Below are 21,499 nucleotides of genomic sequence, written 5' to 3'. Positions count from 1 at the left end.
CATATATTTCAAGAGATTTAAGTAATAAATATCAAAATTCATATTCTTTTTGTCTTTATCCATTTAATCCCCATCTAATTAAAATACAAATTTTTAAGCTATTTATTATCTAACTAATCCCTAAATCATTAAATAATTCCTTAATTTGATCTCCCCAGTTTATACGATGAACTATTCTAGCTTTATGAAGATCATTATCTAAAATTTCAGCTTTAGTTTTTTGGGATAATTCCTCCCAATTATTATCAAATATGTAAGTAGCATTTCCATATTTAATACTTTCAAATATAAACAAATTTTTCTCCTCAAATCCAAAAACAATATATCCTCCAAAACCCGCTTTCCCAAAAGCACGGAAATCAGGATTAAAATTTTCAATAGTCTCAATTCTATCTAAGATTACTGGGCGATTACTTTTAGGAGCTTTATCAATAATTGGCATGATGATTCTTGAAACTTGCTGCCAAGGTATAGGTCCTTGGGGTAATATTTCCCAATTTAGCCTATTAATAGGTGGTTTAATTATTTCATCTAAATTTTCATGAAATAATTGACATTCTCCAAATAATTCTAGAAAAAGATTAATTATATGGATAAATTCACTATCATTTCCATTATATTCAAAAACTGGAGCAGTAATCAATTTATCTCCATTTGTAGTAGATGCAATTGTAAATTCTATACTTGGTGGTTCCATAAATGTGCGTGGATATCTCTTATAAGAAAACTCCACAAAATCAGTTACAGTTTCCGTCTGTCCTCTACCTGCCCATTGTTCCCTAGTCCATTCTCTAGTTTTGTATATGGTTTCCTTTGGCTGATCTTTATGCTTTAAGTATTTCCCATTTGCATTATATTCACTAGCTGAACCTTGAGGCATAGGTAGTACTGTTTCCCCAATTTCAAGATTTTCGGTAAATCCGATGTGTTCCAGCGTATCTCCATACCTTTCAATGTTTTTTATACCCATTACAAACTTTGTACCCGGTACAACATTTCCAATATTAGATTTTAAGCTTCTTATCCGTCTTTTAGTAATTAACATCTTTAAAACCTTCATTAATTCTATTTTTAATTCGACTACTCATAATTGAACAGAATTATTGCCAAAAAACAACTCTGAAGATATATTAATAAATTACTATTTTTATTATTTTCCATTACAACCTAACCGAAACTAATATCTAATTAAATAATAAATTAATAATTTTACAGAGTTAAATTTCAAATATAAGATTTTAAGTCGTTTTTCAGTTATTTTTCATTCTACAATCTCAAAAACAAGTAACAGATAAACCTACCACGACCAAAAAATCTCAAACACACCCCATTAAAAATAAAAATCCAGAAATAATCCGATTTATATACTATTTTTAACTTAATATCCACATACATCAATTAATTCTAAGTTGCATGTTTAAAATTTCAATAAAATCCAATTCTCCAAAAGATTTACCTTCTTCTCATTAAATTCAAAATCTTAACCAGTACATCAGGAAAAGTATAATATACATAAAAAATCATCAAACTAACTACAATTACAATAAGTAAAGTAATTATTGATGATTGATCCAAGAAATTAAGCACCGTCATAGATAGCAGGGCCTTTACGGCCTGCAGTGTGCTCGTTCTGAATTTTTAAATTTGATTTCAGTACGTAAACTGTTAATCTTTCCCATAATTTCTGAATTTTCTGCATTTCCTATACTTACGCCCCTGCTTGTAAAAAGTTCATTTTGAATATGTTTAATCTCATTTTCTAAATTATCTATTTCTTTTTCTAAATCAGAACATTTAGGCATACCCTGCATAACATCCATCTCCTTATCTATTAATAATACACTGTATATTTTTATTATTAATAATTATTAAATCTAATTGCCAGATAAAACTATTACGTTTCACATACTCTAGCTCAAGGAACTTAAAATAGAATACCCTACTTACAACTGGTGTCTTTAAAGCATGATCGATAAGAGTGGTTTTAAACTTAACAGGGCAATTTCACATGAAACCCGATATATGCACCTTATGGAAGCTATCAGAGAAGCTGAACTCAGATTTCTGCTGGCGAGTTTAAAAGGTGAAACTTTTCATGTTTGCAAAGGGGCAGTCTAAGATTTCAAGTAAAAAGTGGAAAAAACTCTAAAATGTTTAAAGGTTCCTAAATGAACCCAAAAGTTCCTTTACCTCTTCTTCACCCACATCTGACCAGTGCTGGTACGCATCAGCCACAGCAAATGCCCATTCATTCCGGAGATTTGCGCAGTACACCTCTTCAACCTTTGGGAGCACAAATTCTACAGCGTCCAGGTTAGCAGTCGGCACTGCAACAATTATTCTATTTGCACCTGCCTTTCTCAAAGCTTCTACAGCAACTAACATTGTAAAACCCGATGCAATTCCATCATCCACCAGTACAGCAGGTCGGCCGGCTGCTTGAACAGGAGGCTTTCCTCCCCTAAATTCAGCGACTCTTTTATTAACTTTATTACGTGTTTGCTCAATTCCAGCCTCTATAATTTCTTCTTTAAGCCCGATTCGCGATATCATATCTTCGTTTAAACGCACCGTGCCGTCAAAAGCTACTGCCCCATAGCCTGCTTCAGTATTCCATGGGAGCGTAATTTTACTTACAACTGCAATATCCAGCGGAATTTGGAGCTTAGAAGCCACTACTGCTCCAACTGGAACTCCCCCTGCAGGAATCGCAAAAACAATAGCTTCTGTATTTTTATACTGCATTAACATTTCTGAAAGAATTTCTCCTGCATGTTCACGGTTTCGAAAAACCGCAGTCCTATTTCTAAAGTCCGGGACGTCAAAAAAGTTATCCTCCAAATGAATTACCATAAAAACACTCTCCAACCATTTTAATGAAATATTTTACCGTTGAAATGATATTAATTTTTGAAACTGCACCAGTTATATCGTTATTACAATTAATATCAGTGAAATTATGAGTTCCTTAATTAATACTTTATTTAATTTTATTTATTTCTTACTAAAATTGGACTTTGTATTAAAAATATTAAAAGCTGCCCCTTAAAAATTAACCGTAATTACTGCTTCCTAAATCTTTCAAGGGATACTGCAATTCCCGCTGCATTATTGCAAAATACAGATGCCAGTATCCCCACCACATTCCCATTTTGAATTATAGGGGATCCGCTGTCGCCGGGAAGAGGAAGTGTTTGGAATGAAAACGAAAGGTAATGGTAAGTCCTTCCAAGAGTCATGATGTTACATGGATTTTTAAATTCACCTTTAAGTGCATATGCATGTCCTATTTCTGGTTTTTCAATATTTGAAAATTCTAATGCCGATTCATGTGCATAAATTTCTGCCACTGCAATGTCGTAGTTAAATAGTATCTCAATTACCTCAGCTTTAAACCCATTTACCTTTAAAATATCACCCAAACTACAGTTTCCAGCCCTCAAAACATGAAATGCAGTTAAAATACAGTTTTTATTTTCATATTTCAGGACTGCCCCAATAACTCCATCTTTATGGTTGCATACTAAAGCCCCGCCTGCCCTTACTTTTTGAGTTTTCATTTTAACGCTATTTTGTTTTACATATTAATTTAGTATTAATTCTTTAAATAATATGAATATAAAAAAATATGAAAATTAAATTGAATAATCTGCAAATTAGATAAAATAAGTGTTTATACCCAAAAATAACCATTTTAAAGCCGTTATATATCTATAATATAATTACAGGTAATTCAATATCCAAACATAAAATTTAAAATAGTTATTATATAAAACAAAATAGTAATATTTAAATTATTGATAATCAAACATTCATAAAACAGTTTAGTAGTTATACATAATATGAGGCCGTAAAGATGACTGATCCAAAACCTAAGATACATAAACCAAAAATCCCATCCTGGGAAAAGAATCTGTTAAGAGGAATGAGCATATTTCTTTTAATCTCAGGTATTTATATTTTGATATTCGGCGGCGTAAACGGTACTGAAAGAATTTTTGGACTGCTTATCCTTATTGCACTTGTTATAATTTATACTCCATCATTTTTCACCCGCGGAAGGATACGGGCCATACCTGTAGAAATTGAAATTTTAATTCTATTAATGGTTTTATTTGAGCTTGTAGGAGGCGATGCCCTCGGGCTTTATGTAAGCATTCCACATTACGATAACTTCATGCATTTCATGCTGCCACTCTATATCGCTTTAATAGGTATGATGGTTGTTTATACAATGTACTTCTACGGCAGGCTGAAGGCAACCATACCTGCCATGGCTGTGCTTATTGTGCTTGTAACTATAGGATTTGGAGGCGTACTGGAAATGGGAGAGTATACTTACGATAAATATTTATCTCACACAGTTATCGGGCAAATCACTGGAAATACACAAATGCAGGGCTCTCCAACACAGGACCCCCTTGATGATACCATGAATGACCTGTTCACAGATACGGCAGGTGCAGTTGTTGGGGCTTTAATTGGTGTTTGGCTAATTAGAAGGGCTGAAAAACGGGGTTCGCACTGGGAAGTGGCTGACGAAATTGAAGAATTGATAGAGGAATGATTTGAAGATCAATCATTCCTTTTTAATTGAACCAAAATTATAGCCCATAACTTTTTCAGGACATGCATCCACACATTCTCCACACATGATGCATTCTGAATCAAATATAAACTTATTTTTTACTCTTCCTGCTATATTGATGCTCATCGGGCATTTATCATTACATATATTACATTTTATACATTTTTGAGGATCAGTTTTTATATGTAAAGAAGGATATTTAGCCAATTCTTTTATTTTTGTCCCAACTACCATAAATGGAGCTAACCAGCAAATATAAAGGCATCCAGCACGTTTACCAACTGTAAAAGCAAGGACTGTTATTATCCCAACCCCTGCATAATATATGATATACTCCTGCAGCTCAGGAATGTTAAGTTTACTCTGATATAGCAAGTCTATCTGATTTAATCCTCCAGATTTAAATACTGCAACAGCTATCGCTGATACTAATCCAATCCAAAAAATATATTTAAGTTTTTTGAATTTTGTCGACTTTGGAGTCTTATTAACAACGACAGAACAGTACTCCTGAATCCCTCCTGCCGGACACAGCCATCCGCAGAATGCCCTACCTACAAAAAGAGATGATAAAAATAGGGATATGTAAATAACCAGTCCTCCAACTATAACTCCATGAAGCGTTCCCATCATTACAGTCACTGGAGATAGAAATGGTTTAAATAATGGAAAAATAAGGAGAGCTATCAAAAGTATTCCTTTTCTTTTATTCTGGCGATCCATATTTATTTCCCCTTATTTCACATCTGTTAGTTTTAGAGCGATCATATCCACATAAAACTGGATTACTTCATCAAAATACTCTTTTCCAATCTCTCTTTTGTGGGTTGAAAGAAGCAGCAAACCACGTATTACATTCGCCAGGAGTGATGGATCAATTTCAATGATCAGGCCTTCTTTTTGTAGTTTGGATAAGAACGCAATCATAGGCCCTAAAAAATTAGTGTTATCCCCCAAATTTACAGTTGCCATTTTACGCCTTACCAGTTCAAATTCTCCAGGGACTAATAGTTTATTTAAAATAGGGTTTGAGTGAATTTCCCCAACTGCATTAATTAAAAAGCTTTTAATTATTTCTTTAACCGGTTTTTCTCTATCAAGTGTTGTAATATTTTCTTTTGCTAGATTTTTAATTTCTTCAGACATTATCTTGAAATATAATTCTTCTTTAGAACTAAAAAACGTGTAAAAACTCCCCTTAGCAATGCCTACTGATTTTGTAAGGTCTTCAATACTGGTTTTTTTAATTCCATACACTGAAAATAATTCCTTACCTTTCTCCATGAACATTTTGTTTAGATATTCTTTTTCACTTTTATCGAAGGCTTTCATTACATAATCCCCTCTTAAAACTCTATGACTACTTTAAATTTTTAGTCATATAAATATGTCGACATCACCGCTCCCAATAAATAATTTATTTTTCCTCTTTATACAAAATCAAAACACCCATTAACATTAAAATTCCAAACAATATTCTTAAAACAGTTAAAGGCTCACCAAGTGCAAAATAAGCAGTTATAGCTCCAAAAAGCGAACTAAGAGCAAATATAGATCCAGTTCTTGTTGAACCTATAGTCCTGAGTGAATAATAGATCAACACAAGCGAAAAGCTCACAGCAACAATTCCAATAAAAAGTAAGAGAGGTAACCTGAATAAAGGTAAGGTAAAGTTCAGCCCTAAAATTAATGATAAAACTAATAAAATAGAACCCCCAATTCCAGATTTTAAAGCAGTTATAAATATTATATCACGTTTATGGCTTAAAAATTTGCTTAAACTTGTATCAAGGCTCCAGAAAAATGATGCTGAAATTACCAGGAGACTTCCAAATAGGCTCTGATTAAAGGAAAGATCCCTCAGGCCATTTGTGCTCAAAAAAATGGCCCCTATTAACAAAAGGGCAAAGCCCAAAATATCTTTTTTATGAACTTTTTCTTTGAGGAAAAAAATTCCAATAACGATAATAAATAGTATCTCTACATTTGTTAAAAGAGCAGCATTTACCGCAGTTATTCTACTTAGACCGCTCAAATATAACGCTGGAGCTATAACTGAGCCAAAAATTGCAGTTAGAAATAGAATCAAATATTCCTTTTTAGATATGGAGTTTTCCACCCTGCTTTTCTTGTTTATGGTGTTCAATATTCTATTTTTAAGGGGAGAAATATAAACAAAAAACAGGAATACACTTGCTATTAAATATGTAAGTGCTGCAAGGGCGAAAGGGTGAAGATATCCAAGCAGTATCTTGTCCAGTGAAAACCATACCCCAAAAAGAAGGGCCACCATTAATGCGCTTAAATATCCCCATGAACGATTCATATTATCCCTGGAATTTTGAATTTAATTAAATTCACCATTTGTTAGATACTGTTAAACCTTTAATTAAATATCCCAAAACGATTCATACTACACCTGAGAAATTTTAAATTTAATTAAATTCACCATTTGTTAGATACTGTTTAGACCTTTAATATTATAGTGAATGAAGTAACTTTTTAAACTTATACATTTTAGGTATTCGAAAATCTAAGATTTTAGGTACATGCAAAATCGTAAATTTTGATTCTAATCAAAAATATTTGGTCATTCATTATAATTGGAGTTAGTCATTATAATTTTCTTTTTTTAACATGCCCCAATTTCAAAACATTTATATATAATGTAATATATTTCTTACATTAGATGTAACATATTTTTTACATGAGGTGAAAAAATAGCAGTCAAAAGGCATAAAGGATCTAAAAAGACATTTTCCGCCCCAAAAATTAAATAATACAGATTTAAATAGAGAATAATCAATTAAACGTTTAAATTACGTGATTAAAACTCTAAAAGAAACATGAATGAACTAATTAAATTGGAGGAATTAAATGAGCATCTACAAATTATCATTTAAAAATTTTAAAAGAAGAAAGCTCAGAAGCGCTTTGACAATGTTAGGCGTAATAATAGGCGTAATTGCTCTGGTGGTTCTTATGGGTATCAGTACAGGAATGACATCCTACATGAAATCACAGACCGAAACTGTAATGGGAGATGTTACAATAGTAAACAGCTCTGGTGGATCCGGATTTATGGGATCTACAGGCACTAATTCATATTTAAATTCAAAAGCAGTTTCTAAGATAAAAAATATGCCTCAATTATACAATTTTAAAGAACAAACCCAATTTAACAGCCAATTAGGTAATATGCCAATAGTAGTAGTTGGAACAGATCAATGGGATCAAGTAAAAATGAACGGGACTCCAGGTGTTGTTATCAGTAAGTCAATCGTAGATGCTTTAGGTTATAAAATTGGAAGCAACATAACCATTGAAAATAAGAAGCTGACAGTGACAGGAATAAGCAACGAAAGCGGGTATGGAGCAGGAATTGTTGTTTTAAGTATGGATAAAGCCCTCCAAATGAACGATGGCAAGATGTCAATTATTACAGCAAACACCAAAGGCGACCCAGATACTGTAAAAAAAGAAATAGAAAGTACAGTAAATGGTACAAGCGCAATAACCAAATCTGATTACAGCAAACAGATTGATACCATGATGAACGGAATAACCATGTTCGTGGGTGCAATTGCAAGTATCGCTTTACTAGTGGGAGTTATAAGCATTATAAACATTATGCTGGTTAACGTTTCTGAAAGAACAAGAGAAATTGGAGTGTTAAAAGCAATAGGATTTAAAAACAGAGAAATATTAGGCAGCATACTTGCAGAAGCTGGATTTTTAGGATTTACAGCATCTGTAGTTGGAATAATTATAGCGGCAATCTTAATGGAAATTGTAATCGTTGTATTTGCTCCCCAATTCAATATGGACAATATCAGCCTATCACAAATGTTACCATTATGGCTGGTGGCAGGAGTAATTGCAGGTGCTACTGTTTTAAGTATTTTAGCAGGTTTATATCCTGCATGGCACGCTTCAAGATTAAACGTAGTGGAGGCTCTGAGATATGAATAACAAAGTGCTGGAATTTAATGACGTGTGGAAAACATACAAAATGGGAACCGAAAATATACAGGCACTCCGCGGTATAAACCTAACAGTAAATAAAGGTTCATTTATCGCCATAATGGGGCCTTCTGGATCCGGAAAATCAACACTGCTCCACCTGGCAGGAATACTCGATACACCCAGTAAAGGAACTGTTTTACTAAATGGAAAAAATATTAAAGAGTATAAAGGGAATGAACAGGCCGAACTTAGAAGAAAAAATATTGGGTTCATATTTCAGCGTTATAACTTAATGCCACAGCTTACAGCGTTAGAAAATGTTATGCTGCCCATGATCTCACAGGACTCAGGAAAAGCAAAAAAACTCCTTGACAAAGTAGGATTATCAGACAAGTACGACCGTTATCAGACGCAGCTTTCAGGCGGAGAACAGCAGAGGGTGGCAATTGCCAGAGCTTTAGCCAATGATCCATCTATCTTACTTGCCGATGAGCCTACAGGAGAACTCGACACAGTAAATACACGGAAAATAATGGGATTACTAAAAGATCTAAATCAAGAAAAGGGATTAACTATTATAATAGTAACCCACAATCCTCTCGCTGCAGAATTCGTAGAGGAAGTGATTAAAATGCAGGATGGAGACATTCTGGATTTAGGATGGTAATTTTGGGTTTAAAACCCATATTACCAGTTTTAAAAGTAAAAAAAATGGATGGTGATACTGTGATAATTGCAAAACCAGAATGGTTCGAGAGAAGAAAATACACCGGATGGGGTTTAAGCATTAAAACATGGCAAGGGGCAGCATACCTCGTAGTTATATTCTCACTGTTAATTGCACTGCAGCTTATCCCTAACCTATCTACAGAAACTAGATTAGTTCTTACTGGATTTTGGTTAGCTTTTTTACTTGTAGACATGTTAGATGTGATGTGGAATATCAAAAAAGATGAAAGAGATTATATTCATGAAGCTGTGGCTGAGCGCAATGCAGCTTGGGGCATGATAGTGATTATATCAATTGGAATTTTTATTGAATTAGTTTACAATGCGCTCCAGCAGAAAATTTACGTAGATCCCTTTTTAATAGCTGCTTTAGTTTTTGGGGCAGTGATAAAGTCAGTTACAAACTACAAACTAGAAAAAGATGATTAAAATAATGCATATTTACAAATAATGTAACATGGTGAAAAAAATGGTGATTGCAAAATCTGAATGGTATAATCGGAGAAATAAACCTTTTTACAGCTATGGAATGACATGGCATGGATGGATCTACTTTATAGTTACAATTTCAGTGCTTTTTACTGGAATAATGATGCCTCAAGATATGATAATCAGTATAATAATTACGGCTGTGTTTTTATTTTTGTTTATGGACATGATAAGGGCATCTTACAAATCAATGGATGAAAGGGGAAAGGCCCATTATTCCATTGCCATGAGAAATATGGCATGGGCCATTATAATAACGATGATCATAACTGCCATTATTCTTGACTACACCAACATGAAAAATAATATAAGCATCTTAATTGTATCAATTACACTGGTAGGTGCCTTAACAAATATTTTAACCAGACATAAACTGGAAAAGGAGAATTAAAATGAAAAACGCATTATGGTACTTAGGATTTTTGAGCCCGCTGAGTTTGCTGTATTTTGTAACTGGAAATATTGCATTTGCAGGCTTTGCAGCATTTGTGGTCTATTTCACAATTTACGGTGAAAATGATGAAAGGTTGCAGGCAAATGTTGGACTGGCAACCCGAAATACATTTCTTTATGTTATATTTGCAGGTGCGATATCCTTAATTTACATAAGCATGACTAAAGATATGTCTTACTTTCCACAAGCATTCACTCTGCTTTTTTCAGGCAGTATAATAATCTGTGTACTTTCTTATTTCTTTTACAACTTCCAGGAAGAAAGGATTAGAAAATAATTTTTTTATAATGGTGCTTTACATATGTCAGTACAGCATAAATTCGGCAGAAACCTCCAAACATATTATTTTAATCATCTGCGTGTTTTTGTGCCTGTATACAATTTCATGGAAGAACACCTATGAAAACAAGAATTAAAGAATATAGAAAAGAACTTAAAATGACTCAAGAGGAGTTAGCAGAAGCTGTTGAAGTAACACGACAGACAATTATAGCTTTAGAACAGGGTAGGTATAACCCCTCTCTAATTTTAGCCTACAGAATTACTAAAGCTCTTAAAAGGGGATACATTGAGGAAGTATTCGAACTGGAGGACATAGAACTATGATAATTAATTTTGTAATAAGTTATTAAATAAAATGTAATATCTGTATAATTAAATGCATTACTTAAATTTATTGTATGTTTGGAGGTTTCAAATGAGCATTTATAAACTATCTTTTAAAAATTTTAAAAGAAGAAAACTTAGAAGCGCCCTAACTATGCTGGGTGTGATTATAGGCGTTACTGCCCTAGTAGTCCTCATGGGTATTGGTACAGGGATGACATCCTACATGAAAGAGGAAACTGAATCACTTATGGGAGATATTACGATAGTAAACAGCTCCGGTGGATCAGGAATCACAGGATCTACCGGTGACACATTTCTAAACTCTGCTGCAGTTTCCAAAATAGAGAACATGCCTCAACTTTATGATATTAAAAAAGAATCACAATTCTACAGCGAATTAAACAACATGCAGATAGTTGTTGAAGGAATCAGCGACTGGAATCAGATAAAAATTAACGGTACACCAGGCGTTGTTATCAGTAAATCGCTTGCTGATGATTTTAATTATAAAATTGGAAGTAATATAACCATTAAAGATCATAAATTAACAGTAACTGGGACAACCAACGAAGGAGGGTTCGGAATAGGGCTTGTATTCATAAACATAGATAAAGCTCTTGATATGAGCCATAACAATGTATCTACTATTTCTGCAAATACTAAAGGCGATCCAGATACTGTTAAAAAAGAAATAGAAAGTTCTATAAATGGTACGAGTGCATTCACAAAAAATGACTACACACAACAGATAGATAATATAATGCAAACAGTAACTCTCTTTGTAAGTGCCATAGCCAGCGTTGCGTTACTGGTGGGTGTTATAAGCATTGTAAACATCATGTTAGTTAATGTTTCTGAGAGGACAAGAGAAATTGGAGTACTTAAAGCAATAGGCTTTACAAACAGAGAAATACTGGGAAGTATTCTTACAGAAGCGGGTTTATTGGGATTTATGGCTTCAGTAATAGGCATAATTGCAGCTGCCATTTTAATGGAAATGGGAATTATGTTATATGGGCCCCAGTTAGGTCTAGAAAATATGAGCTTTACCCAAATGCTGCCCTTGTGGTTAGTTGCAGGTGTAATCGTAGGTGCTACAATTTTAAGTGTTTTAGCAGGATTATATCCCGCATGGAGGGCATCTAAACTAAACGTTGTGGAGGCACTGCGATATGAATAACGATGTACTGGTATTTAATCATGTCTGGAAAACGTATCAAATGGGAACAGAAGAAGTAATGGCGCTTAAAGGTGTTAATTTAATTATAAATGAAGGAACTTTTACAGCGTTAATGGGGCCTTCTGGATCTGGAAAATCAACACTGCTCCACCTTGCAGGAATACTCGATACACCCACAAAGGGAGCTGTTTTAATGAACGGGAAAAATATCAAAGAGTATTCATTAAAAGAACAGGCAAAAATCCGGAGAGCTAACATAGGATTTGTATTCCAGCGGTTCAATTTAATGCAGCAGCTTACAGCATTAGAAAATGTTATGCTGCCCATGATTTCACCAGATTCCGAAAAAGCAAAAAAACTCCTTGACAAAGTAGGATTATCCGACAAATATGACCGTTATCATACACAGCTTTCAGGTGGGGAACAACAGAGGGTTTCCATTGCACGTGCCCTTGCAAATGATCCATCACTTTTACTTGCCGATGAACCAACAGGAGAACTGGATACTCAAAATACAATGATAATAATGGAATTACTTCAAGAATTAAATCAAAATGACGGGTTAACAATTGTAGAGGTAACACATGATCCACTATGTGCAGAATATGCAGACAGGGTAATCAAAATGCAGGACGGCAACATACTCCGTTAATTAATTTCTTTTTGACTAATAAATTTTCATTTAAATTTTATTTTTAACCAGTTAAAAAACGTATTGAATTTAAGATCAGTATCTTTTACTTAATTAATCGCCCATATGAATTTTTCTAATGTGCATGTTATACTTCATTAACATGTTTGGGTTAATTTAAATTTGAACTTGTTTTAAAAATTCCATTTATTTAATCAAATTACATAATAGTATGCAAAATACTCCCAACATGAGCGATTTTAATTAATTTATAATTATATTAAAAATTATTATTTAAAAAAGTAATTAAAGGAATATAGGCCTATCCCATTGCCAGATATTCCTTTAAAGAAAATGTGTTATGATGAGTGGAAATTTGTATGGGATAGGCCTATTATTATACATTAAAACATGTTATAGCACCAATCCTATATTGAAGTTACTAAATACTTACTGAAGATATGACTGGCCCTAATAAATCCAGCAAACTCATTAACATATTTTTAACCCCGTTAAAAGGACTATAACACGATTACAGTATTAAAATAACAAACACACTAAGGACTGTAATAAACCTCCTAATAAATCTAATAGCTGGTATAAAAAGCCACAGCAGTCTACCATATTTCTCACCTCCTTTAAATTAATTTTATATTACGCTGATGGCACTAAAATAAAATACCTAAAAGGGAACCTAACAAACCTCCTAATAAATCTAATAGCTGGTATAAAAAGCCACAGGTTTCTATCATGCTTTTCACCTCCTTTAAACTAGTTTTAATACTTCACAGTATTAAAATAACTAGCAGTGCCTGTAATAAATCTTTATTAAACATAAAGGGTGTAACAAGTCTGATAAAATGTTTTATCACACTTTCCACCCCATAAAGACTCCATTACGCCTCAAATACTATAATATAAGTCCTAATAAAGGACTTACTAGCCCGCCTACTAATGATATAACAGGGCTTAATAAAGCCAATAAAGCTTCCAACATATTTTTCACCTCCTATAAATCCGTATTTGATTTTATTTAACACATTCCTAATAAACATTGTTTAAGTATTAATATTTGACTATTCAAAATTACAATGAGTCAAATCATGGAATTATTAGGATTTATAAAAGGTTAAATAGAGTTATTAACTCGTTTTTATTTATATAATTTCAAATTCATACCTATGAGAGGGCATACAAATGAATATACGTTCTATTGTTCATTATGACTACACCAGTACTATTTTAAAATTTGCAACTTTTCAATAAGGATCCCTTAAATTATAAAAAATCTAAAAATAAAATATCACGTCAAAAAGGCAAAATTTCCTATTAAAAAATAAAGTTGATTTAAAACATGAAATAGAAAGCTCTATCACATGTTAGCTAAAAGTATATCAGTCCAGTTAGGTAGTAAAACATACTTCATGATATTTAAAGAATGATTTACTATCTTAACTAAACTTCTGCAGTAAAATTAAAAATTTTAGGCTTGACTTACTGCTTGCAGACACTTAAAAATTTTTTCTTCCATTATCTATTCTTAAGAATACCTGCTTGATATTTTCAATTGATCTGCAAATTTCATTCATATCTTTATCATTGTAAAACGAAAAATCTTCTTTCGTTTCTTCAATTTTATTTTTACGCCATTTATCCAGATATTCATCACCTTTACCTGTAAGGGCAATTTTAATTACCCTCCGATCGCTCATATCATGCAATCTCTGGATCAACCCATCTTCAACAAGCTTATTGGTCAAATATGTCATATTTTGTTTTTTCATTCCAATTAAATTTCCAATTTCAGATATGGATAGTTCTCCCCTTTCTTTCAATATTATCAATGTTAAATAATGGGCAAATGACATTTTTATACGCCCACTGCTGGTTTTATACTTCAAAACGTTTTTTTGAAAAAGCTGGTATAACAAAAATAAATTATCCAACATTTCTCCTAATTTTTCCTCATCCATTAATAATGCCTCCTCTATTCATATTATGATGTTCTATATAAATATTAATGTGATAATGTATTACACATCCCATAATGTCCAACGTAAGATGTTAATAGAAACTTCAGCAGTTAAGCACATATTCATATTTTCATTCTTGAAAATCTAAAGCTTAATCAAAGTATTTTTGTATATTATTTATTTATTAAGTCTAGTTAAATACATAAATATGATATTTTTAAATAAAAGCATTATTAAGCTATTTAAATAAAAATTAGACTGAAATTTAGACTATTAATTTTTTAATGAAATGACTAATTGTGTATTAAATGCTAAAAATTCAATTCATACAAAATTAAAAAAATTTAATAGTTAATACGTTAATAGTATTAAAGTAAGATAAAGAGTTGCATCCAAAAAATGCAACATTATTTCAGGCAAGTATCTACATTCGGAGGAATCAAATGAGCATTTATAAACTATCCTTTAAAAATTTTAAAAGAAGAAAACTTAGAAGCGCCCTAACCATGTTAGGAATAGTAATAGGAGTAACTGCCCTAATTAGTCTTATAGGTATTGGTACAGGAATGTCGTCTTATATGAAAGATCAAACAGCTTCCCTTATGGGCGACGTTACCATAACAAATAGCTCTGGAGGGTCAGGAATTACAGGATCTACCGGTGATTCATTTTTAAATTCTGCCGCAGTTTCCCAAATAGAAAATATGTCAGAGCTTTACAACATTAAAAAAGAAACACAGTTCACTACACAAATGAATAACATGCAGATAATGGTCATAGGAATGAGTGACTGGAACCAGTTGAAATTTAACGGGACCCCCGGCGTTGTTATCAGCAAATCACTTGCAAATGAATTAAATTATAAAATTGGAAGTAATATAACCGTTAAAAATCAAAAAATGGCAGTTACAGGGATAACTAATGAGGGAGGAGATAGTGGGGCATACGTGTTCATGAATGTTGATAAAGCCCTTCCTTTAAACAGCAACAAGGTATCAAGTATAACTGCAAATACTAAAGCGGACCCTGATACTGTAAAAAACCAGATTGAACGTGCTGTAAACGGTACAAGTGCTTTAACAAAGTCAGACTACACCAAACAGATCGATAATATAATGCAAACAGTAACCCTCTTTGTAGGTGCTATTGCAGGTGTTGCGTTACTGGTGGGAGTTATAAGCATTGTAAACATCATGTTAGTCAATGTTTCAGAAAGAACAAGAGAAATTGGAGTATTAAAAGCAATCGGGTTTAAAAATAGAGAAATATTAAGCAGCATACTTACAGAGGCCGGCCTTTTAGGTTTATTATCTGCCATAGTGGGAGTAGTTGTAGCTGCGGTCATACTCGAACTTGGAATTATGTTCTTTGCACCGCAATACGGTATTAGCGGCATTAAACTCACACAAATGTTGCCTTTATGGTTAGTAGCTGCAGTAATTGGAGGTGCTACAATTTTAAGTGTTTTAGCAGGATTATATCCCGCATGGAGGGCATCTAAACTAAACGTTGTGGAGGCACTGCGATATGAATAACGATGTACTCGAATTTAATGAAGTCTGGAAAACATACAGAATGGGATCAGAGGACATACAAGCACTTAGAGGGGTTAGTTTAACAGTAAACAGCAGTTCATTTATTGCCATAATGGGGCCTTCCGGATCCGGAAAATCAACACTGCTCCACCTTGCAGGAATACTCGATACACCCACAAAGGGAACTGTCTTGCTGAATGGGAAAAATATCAAAGAGTATAGCCAAGATGAACAGGCAAACCTTCGAAGGGCTAACATAGGATTTGTATTCCAGCGGTTCAATTTAATGCCACAGCTTACAGCATTAGAAAATGTTATGCTGCCTATGATCTCACAGGACTCAGGAAAAGCAAAAAAACTCCTTGACAAAGTAGGATTATCAGACAAGTACAACCGTTATCATACACAGCTTTCAGGTGGGGAACAACAGAGGGTTTCCATTGCACGTGCCCTTGCAAATGATCCATCACTTTTACTTGCCGATGAACCAACAGGAGAACTGGATACAGAAAATGCAATGATAATAATGGAATTACTTCAAGAATTAAACCAAAATGACGGGTTAACAATTGTAGGAGTTACACACAACCCGCTATCTGCAAAATATGCCGATGAAGTAATCACAATGCAGGACGGAAATATAATCAGCTGAAAAATAGGTTTAAACCTATTATTTATTTCTTTTAGTTTTATTATAATCATCATAAACAGAACACAAGTCTCTTTTTCAAGAATTATTTATTAAAAACGTTGTTTTATTAGAGAAAATATACTGTAAAAATACAGTTTATTGATAATTTTCACCCAATGGTAATAATTATCTCATAAAAAATCAATAATAATGCATAATGCAATTAGTCTGCCATTAACCTGTATAATAAAGTAATTCCATTAAATTTAGCAGTTTTAACTGGATATAGCTAAAATTTATTTTTAGTAACTTAAAATCATTATCCTGTTATATACCATCAAAAAAGAGAATATGAAAAAACTAAACAAACTAAATTTAAAAAATAAATTCCTTTTAAATGGAGTATTACCTCTTAAAGCCCCCTTAACTTCTGAAATTATAGCTGGCCTAATATTAGCTGCAGTAGGGATTCCCGAAGTTATGGGATATGCTAAAATAGCAGGCATGCCTGTTATTACAGGGCTTTATACTATTTTACTTCCAATTGCAGTTTTCGCCATTTTCTGTTCTTCACGTCATTTAATAGTCGGAGCCGATTCTGCAACTGCGGCAATTTTATCAGGTACGCTCGTTTCTATAGCAGCTATAGGGAGCCCTAATTATGTCGCACTGGCATCTACAGTTGCACTGCTGTGTGCAGTTTTTCTAATTTTAGCACGTGTATTTCGACTCGGATTTATAGCAGATTTTATGTCTCGAACTGTCTTAATTGGATTTTTATCAGGCGTTGGAATCCAGGTAGCTGTAAGCCAGCTTTCAAACATGCTCGGAATATCTGGAGAAGGCGGATTAAACACAATTCCACAGTTAATCAACGTTTTTACTCATTTATTCCATATTAACATACCCACACTTATATTATCAATAATTGTTGTAGCTATAATTGTAGGAACTCGCCGTATTTCACATAAAATCCCCGGTGCATTAATAGCGGTTGTAGGTACCACCATGGCAAGTTTTTTATTTGATCTTCAAGGAACTGGAATTTCAATTTTGGGACATATACCTAGTGGGCTTCCCACTTTCGGAATACCTCCTGTAGATATAAGTATTTTGCCCAATTTAATGATAGCTGTAGTTACCTGTTTTATAGTTATATTATCCCAAAGTACCGCTACAGCCAGGATATTTACAATTCGTTACTCAGAGAGTACCGATGAAGATAAAGACATATTTGCTCTTGGTCTTGCTAACGGAATTGCAGGACTAACAGGCACATTTGTAGTAAATGGAAGCCCTACTAAGACAGAAATAGTTGATGATGCAGGAAGCCGTACCCAGATGTCTTCACTCGTAACTGCAGCTGCAGTTTTTATAGTTCTTTTATTCCTGACAAAATCCATGTCTTTTTTACCAAGTGCAACTCTTGCCGTTATTGTTTTTATAATAGGTATCAACATGATTGATATAGCTCATCTGAAGGATATCCGCCGTAAAGTAAAGTCAGAATATTTTTTAGCCATTATAACTGCTGCTACGGTAGTTGTTATGGGTGTTTTATGGGGCATACTACTTTCAATTATACTTTCTATCATTCTACACTTAAGTCACAGTTACAGACCCACTAACAGTATTTTTGCAAAGGATAAAAGAGGAGAATGGGCATTTGAACCTGTTAAAGTTGGTAAATCAACTGAAAAAGGATTACTCATATATAGATTTAACCGAGACCTCTATTTTGCTAATTCAGACAGGTTGAAAGAAGAAGTACTTAAACTGGTAGGTGCAGCTGATCCTCCCCTAAAATTATTTGTATTAAACACCGCCGGATTTTCCAGAGTTGATTATACATCTGCAGAAATGTTTAAAGATTTGTACCGGGAATTAAAATCAAGAAATGTTAAATTTGCATTAACCTCCATGTTACCTGATCTTAAAGATCAATTCGATCATTTAGGGCTAACCAATCTTATAGGCGAGGAAAATATTTATGAAAATATACATGAAGCGCTTAGTGCTTATGAGAGTGGAAAATATTAGATTTAAAATATAAAAACAAGAATAAAAGATAATGAATAAATTATTTTAGTTTCATTCTTCAGGAGAGATCCATTTATCCCGGAATGCCTGTTTTTCCTCAGCACTCATCCAGTGTCTTCCATCACAAAATGGCTTATTTTCAGATTTTCCGCACCTGCAAAGTGTAACTCTATTTCTGACTTCATAGGTGCTTCCATCAGCAGATTCAATTGGAATTCCTCCCCTCACCCAAACAGGACCATCACATTTTTTCTGCGGATCATTAACCAGAACTATGGATGGTTCAAATTCAGGTTCAACAGGTTTTCCTGTCTCTTTACCCCACAACACAAGACGCCCTGAGGGGCAGCTTTTAGCTTCTTCAATTGCAAGTTTAATGTCTTCTGGATCTTCAGACTTTAACAGTTCTCTTATACCGCCTCCACGCAGGCAGAAGCGGGAGTGGTCGCATAGGTCCCATACATCGTTCAGTATAAAATCTTTTGTTTCGAGTTTTCGAGCCTTTTCCATGTAATTTTCTTTACTTGCCACTTCCGTTCCATCAAAATTAATTTTTATATGTGATCCATCACAGAAAGGTTTCCTTTTGGATGCACCACAGCGGCAAATGGTATATCTTTCTTTAAGGGGATATTCCTTGCCTTCGCTCCATTCACACACATGTCCCTCTTCATTTGTCACCATTATTTGTTCAAATAAAGGAACATTTCCTGAAACCATATATGGTCCATTTTTAAGTATTTTTATTTTCATTGGATCTTTATCTGCCATATTATATCCTCCACTTTGTCCATATTACACAACTTAAGGCTAAATTTATGAATTTAAATTTACTTTTCCATACAGTCCACTTCAGGTAAAAATGGTTTAATATCAAGTAAAGGAGAGCTGTCAAGGGCATCCAGCCATTTCACTGTAAGAATATTTCCTTCTACTTTTACCAGTTTGACCATACATAAAGCAATCGGATTCGGCCTTACAGGAGCCCTTGTAGAAAATAAACCCTGTTCTTTTGTTTTTCCAGGGGGAATTACCATCAGTTTATAATCTTCAGCTCGATCTAATCCATATAAAATAATCAAATGTTCGCGTTTTTCTATATCCTGCAAACCCTGAGCATATTCATCAAAAACAGTTATTTGGCTTAATTTTTCTGAAAAACGGCCCTGGCGAGGCGAATCTCCTTTTACCTGGTAGGGAGAATTTATGATACCTATTGGTTCAATTTTCATGTACAAATATATGTGCTTAAAAATAGTTAAAAATTGTGGTTTTAAATTAAGGAAGCTAAGAATGGAGATCCCACAGCAAATGCCAGAAATGTTATACCCATACCCATTTTAATCCTTTTTGAAACCTTTGCAGTATTTTGGATAGATTGATCCTTTAATATAGACGCTGCAGATATCAGGAATACCACAATTGCAGCAAAAAGTGGTGCTAAATAAAGTATATTAAATATACCTATAAAATAAAGCACAGGACTTGCAACACTTGCAATTATCATGAAGAATGCTGCAAGGATTGATGACAATTTCATCCCGTAGATTATTGGTAGTGTGGCTGCTCCCTCTTTTCTGTCACCTTCTACATCTTCCATATCTTTAACTATCTCACGGGCCATTGTCATTAAAAAAGCAAAGAACCCCAAATAAATCGAAGTCTCCATAGCACCAACTACTACACCCCCAAAAACAAATGTGAGCCCTGTAAAGAATGAAACCACAATATTCCCAATAAGGGCCATTTTTTTAAGGTTATAAGCATACAGCACCAGCAAAATCGATGTTGAAAGGGCCAGAATTCCAGGTAAAAGCCCTATTATAAAAGCAATGATTGTTCCAGTTACAAAAAGGACTATAGAATAAATCCTGGCTGCCTTTAAAGAAATTCTCCCAGATGGAATTGGACGGTTTGGTTTATTGATAGCATCTATTTTATGGTCAAAATAATCATTTATTGCATTTCCGCCCCCTATCACCATAAAAACCACAATGCAAGCTAAAAATGCGCTTAATGTAAAGTTTCCACTGATAAGCATGACTAAAATTACTGCTATTACTGCCATTGCCGCATTTCCCGGCCTTATTATCTCCAAATATGCATTCATGAAATCACTTTAAAACTAATCCTGTTATCAGGTAATCTAAAACTAATCTGTCAAATCTGGTTATTTAAGTTAATGTAATTCAGTTCTATAAAATTAAATAATCCAAAAAACTTAGTAATAATATAAGGTGATTTAATGTTATTTGCTGCAGTTAGCAAACATGACTCTAAACAATGCCCCCTTAAAACCGGTGAAGGCGTGAAAATGCTTAAGGAAATTTTTTCAGAAAAAAACCTGAAAAAACGTAATGTTGATTTATTAGATGCTTATATCAGCTGCCCCCTAGAAAAACATTCCACACATTCCTGTGTTTTTATATTCCATGCAGACAGCATGTTCAATGTAAAGAGTCTGTTTCGGTCAATGGACGCTGAGGTAAAAGAGGTGGTGCCATTAGATATTAAGAATATCCAGTTATAAACAAATAATTCCATTTTGTAATTTTTCTAAATTATTTAACGCTTCTAATTTGAATATTTTATATTGAAAGATTTGATAAATGCATAAAAGTGAAACTTTCAAGCTTGATGGCACATTACAAACAAAAATAAAAAGTAGCACTGA

25 protein-coding genes are annotated in these 21,499 nt (G+C 33.6%); 14 read left to right on the top strand and 11 right to left on the bottom strand.

The features are described 5' to 3' along the window. Positions 1-109: 109 nt before the first annotated feature. Together ASJ80_RS00335 and ASJ80_RS00330 are read right to left on the bottom strand one after the other, a co-directional pair. Positions 110-1,045: a hypothetical protein gene (locus tag ASJ80_RS00335; RefSeq protein WP_069584395.1), complete on the bottom strand. Its 936-nt coding sequence runs from the start codon at positions 1,043-1,045 to the stop codon at positions 110-112. A 562-nt stretch (positions 1,046-1,607) separates the two neighbouring features. Continuing rightward, positions 1,608-1,811 (bottom strand): hypothetical protein, encoded by a 204-nt coding sequence (locus ASJ80_RS00330; protein WP_048080964.1) that lies wholly within the window; start codon positions 1,809-1,811, stop codon positions 1,608-1,610. A 154-nt stretch (positions 1,812-1,965) separates the two neighbouring features. Between ASJ80_RS00330 and ASJ80_RS16720 the strand changes: the two genes are divergently transcribed. Beyond that, positions 1,966-2,118, top strand: a complete 153-nt coding sequence (locus tag ASJ80_RS16720; RefSeq protein WP_176720275.1) for a hypothetical protein — start codon at positions 1,966-1,968, stop codon at positions 2,116-2,118. Positions 2,119-2,154: 36 nt separating this feature from the next. Here the strand turns inward: ASJ80_RS16720 and ASJ80_RS00325 are convergent, their stop codons facing one another. Together ASJ80_RS00325 and ASJ80_RS00320 are read right to left on the bottom strand one after the other, a co-directional pair. Then, the gene (locus ASJ80_RS00325; protein ID WP_069584396.1) at positions 2,155-2,853 is read right to left on the bottom strand and encodes a phosphoribosyltransferase; all 699 of its coding nucleotides are present in this window, start codon (positions 2,851-2,853) and stop codon (positions 2,155-2,157) included. Between the two features lie 209 nt (positions 2,854-3,062). After that, the gene (locus ASJ80_RS00320; protein WP_069584397.1) at positions 3,063-3,560 is read right to left on the bottom strand and encodes a S1 family peptidase; all 498 of its coding nucleotides are present in this window, start codon (positions 3,558-3,560) and stop codon (positions 3,063-3,065) included. A 296-nt stretch (positions 3,561-3,856) separates the two neighbouring features. Here ASJ80_RS00320 and ASJ80_RS00315 point away from each other — a divergent pair, with 296 nt between their 5' ends. After that, complete coding sequence (locus ASJ80_RS00315; RefSeq protein ID WP_069584398.1) at positions 3,857-4,567, top strand: hypothetical protein; 711 nt, start codon at positions 3,857-3,859, stop codon at positions 4,565-4,567. 12 nt (positions 4,568-4,579) lie between these two features. Here ASJ80_RS00315 and ASJ80_RS00310 read toward each other — a convergent pair whose 3' ends face one another. The 3 genes from ASJ80_RS00310 to ASJ80_RS00300 form a co-directional block, all read right to left on the bottom strand. Further along, complete coding sequence (locus ASJ80_RS00310) at positions 4,580-5,311, bottom strand: 4Fe-4S binding protein (RefSeq protein WP_083241006.1); 732 nt, start codon at positions 5,309-5,311, stop codon at positions 4,580-4,582. 12 nt (positions 5,312-5,323) lie between these two features. Beyond that, positions 5,324-5,920, bottom strand: a complete 597-nt coding sequence (locus ASJ80_RS00305) for a TetR/AcrR family transcriptional regulator (protein WP_069584400.1) — start codon at positions 5,918-5,920, stop codon at positions 5,324-5,326. 85 nt (positions 5,921-6,005) lie between these two features. Further along, complete coding sequence (locus ASJ80_RS00300; protein WP_069584401.1) at positions 6,006-6,914, bottom strand: DMT family transporter; 909 nt, start codon at positions 6,912-6,914, stop codon at positions 6,006-6,008. 551 nt (positions 6,915-7,465) lie between these two features. Here ASJ80_RS00300 and ASJ80_RS00295 point away from each other — a divergent pair. The 8 genes from ASJ80_RS00295 to ASJ80_RS00260 all read left to right on the top strand — a co-directional run bounded on the left by ASJ80_RS00295 (position 7,466) and on the right by ASJ80_RS00260 (position 12,667). Further along, on the top strand, positions 7,466-8,560 hold the full coding sequence (locus ASJ80_RS00295) for an ABC transporter permease (protein WP_069584402.1): 1,095 nt from the start codon (positions 7,466-7,468) through the stop codon (positions 8,558-8,560). Further along, positions 8,553-9,221 carry an ABC transporter ATP-binding protein gene (locus tag ASJ80_RS00290; protein WP_069584403.1) on the top strand — a complete coding sequence of 223 codons (669 nt, stop codon included), beginning with the start codon at positions 8,553-8,555 and terminating at the stop codon, positions 9,219-9,221. The genes ASJ80_RS00295 and ASJ80_RS00290 overlap by 8 nt, the downstream gene beginning before the upstream one ends. 59 nt (positions 9,222-9,280) lie before the next feature. Next, positions 9,281-9,712, top strand: coding sequence for a hypothetical protein (locus ASJ80_RS00285; protein WP_083241007.1), 432 nt, complete (start codon positions 9,281-9,283; stop codon positions 9,710-9,712). 40 nt (positions 9,713-9,752) lie between these two features. Then, on the top strand, positions 9,753-10,163 hold the full coding sequence (locus tag ASJ80_RS00280) for a hypothetical protein (protein WP_069584404.1): 411 nt from the start codon (positions 9,753-9,755) through the stop codon (positions 10,161-10,163). Position 10,164: 1 nt separating this feature from the next. Continuing rightward, the gene (locus tag ASJ80_RS00275; RefSeq protein WP_069584405.1) at positions 10,165-10,503 is read left to right on the top strand and encodes a hypothetical protein; all 339 of its coding nucleotides are present in this window, start codon (positions 10,165-10,167) and stop codon (positions 10,501-10,503) included. A gap of 122 nt (positions 10,504-10,625) precedes the next feature. Next, positions 10,626-10,832, top strand: a complete 207-nt coding sequence (locus ASJ80_RS00270) for a helix-turn-helix transcriptional regulator (RefSeq protein WP_048080975.1) — start codon at positions 10,626-10,628, stop codon at positions 10,830-10,832. A 91-nt stretch (positions 10,833-10,923) separates the two neighbouring features. After that, positions 10,924-12,015, top strand: coding sequence for an ABC transporter permease (locus ASJ80_RS00265; RefSeq protein ID WP_069584406.1), 1,092 nt, complete (start codon positions 10,924-10,926; stop codon positions 12,013-12,015). Beyond that, positions 12,008-12,667: an ABC transporter ATP-binding protein gene (locus ASJ80_RS00260; RefSeq protein WP_069584407.1), complete on the top strand. Its 660-nt coding sequence runs from the start codon at positions 12,008-12,010 to the stop codon at positions 12,665-12,667. Before ASJ80_RS00265 ends, ASJ80_RS00260 begins: the two co-directional genes overlap by 8 nt. Before the next feature lie 1,490 nt (positions 12,668-14,157). Here the strand turns inward: ASJ80_RS00260 and ASJ80_RS00255 are convergent. Continuing rightward, on the bottom strand, positions 14,158-14,619 hold the full coding sequence (locus ASJ80_RS00255) for a MarR family winged helix-turn-helix transcriptional regulator (protein WP_069581826.1): 462 nt from the start codon (positions 14,617-14,619) through the stop codon (positions 14,158-14,160). Positions 14,620-15,062: 443 nt separating this feature from the next. On the opposite strand from ASJ80_RS00255, the gene ASJ80_RS00250 reads away from it, so the two are divergent. The 3 genes from ASJ80_RS00250 (at position 15,063) to ASJ80_RS00240 (ending at position 18,825) form a co-directional block, all read left to right on the top strand. Beyond that, the gene (locus tag ASJ80_RS00250) at positions 15,063-16,154 is read left to right on the top strand and encodes an ABC transporter permease (protein ID WP_069581828.1); all 1,092 of its coding nucleotides are present in this window, start codon (positions 15,063-15,065) and stop codon (positions 16,152-16,154) included. Then, entirely contained in the window at positions 16,147-16,806 is a 660-nt protein-coding gene (locus tag ASJ80_RS00245; protein WP_069581830.1) for an ABC transporter ATP-binding protein, read from the top strand. The genes ASJ80_RS00250 and ASJ80_RS00245 overlap by 8 nt, the downstream gene beginning before the upstream one ends. 330 nt (positions 16,807-17,136) lie before the next feature. After that, a complete protein-coding gene (locus tag ASJ80_RS00240) occupies positions 17,137-18,825 on the top strand; it encodes a SulP family inorganic anion transporter (RefSeq protein ID WP_069581834.1) in 1,689 nt (562 codons plus the stop codon). A gap of 51 nt (positions 18,826-18,876) precedes the next feature. Here ASJ80_RS00240 and ASJ80_RS00235 read toward each other — a convergent pair whose 3' ends face one another. Genes ASJ80_RS00235 through ASJ80_RS00225 form a run of 3 tightly spaced genes read right to left on the bottom strand, consistent with a single transcriptional unit; the run spans position 18,877 to position 20,935 of the window. Then, complete coding sequence (locus ASJ80_RS00235) at positions 18,877-19,596, bottom strand: CDGSH iron-sulfur domain-containing protein (RefSeq protein ID WP_069581839.1); 720 nt, start codon at positions 19,594-19,596, stop codon at positions 18,877-18,879. A gap of 59 nt (positions 19,597-19,655) precedes the next feature. Next, a complete protein-coding gene (gene tsaA, locus ASJ80_RS00230; RefSeq protein ID WP_069581843.1) occupies positions 19,656-20,057 on the bottom strand; it encodes a tRNA (N6-threonylcarbamoyladenosine(37)-N6)-methyltransferase TrmO in 402 nt (133 codons plus the stop codon). A 41-nt stretch (positions 20,058-20,098) separates the two neighbouring features. Then, positions 20,099-20,935 (bottom strand): UbiA family prenyltransferase, encoded by an 837-nt coding sequence (locus ASJ80_RS00225; protein WP_069581845.1) that lies wholly within the window; start codon positions 20,933-20,935, stop codon positions 20,099-20,101. A gap of 135 nt (positions 20,936-21,070) precedes the next feature. Between ASJ80_RS00225 and ASJ80_RS00220 the strand changes: the two genes are divergently transcribed. Then, positions 21,071-21,355: a hypothetical protein gene (locus tag ASJ80_RS00220; protein ID WP_069581847.1), complete on the top strand. Its 285-nt coding sequence runs from the start codon at positions 21,071-21,073 to the stop codon at positions 21,353-21,355. Positions 21,356-21,499: the final 144 nt, after the last annotated feature.

It is taken from the genome of Methanobacterium bryantii, assembly GCF_002287175.1.
GTDB lineage: Archaea > Methanobacteriota > Methanobacteria > Methanobacteriales > Methanobacteriaceae > Methanobacterium_D > Methanobacterium_D bryantii.
Note: the sequence above shows the minus strand (reverse complement) of the source record. Positions and strands in the feature narration are given on the sequence as shown.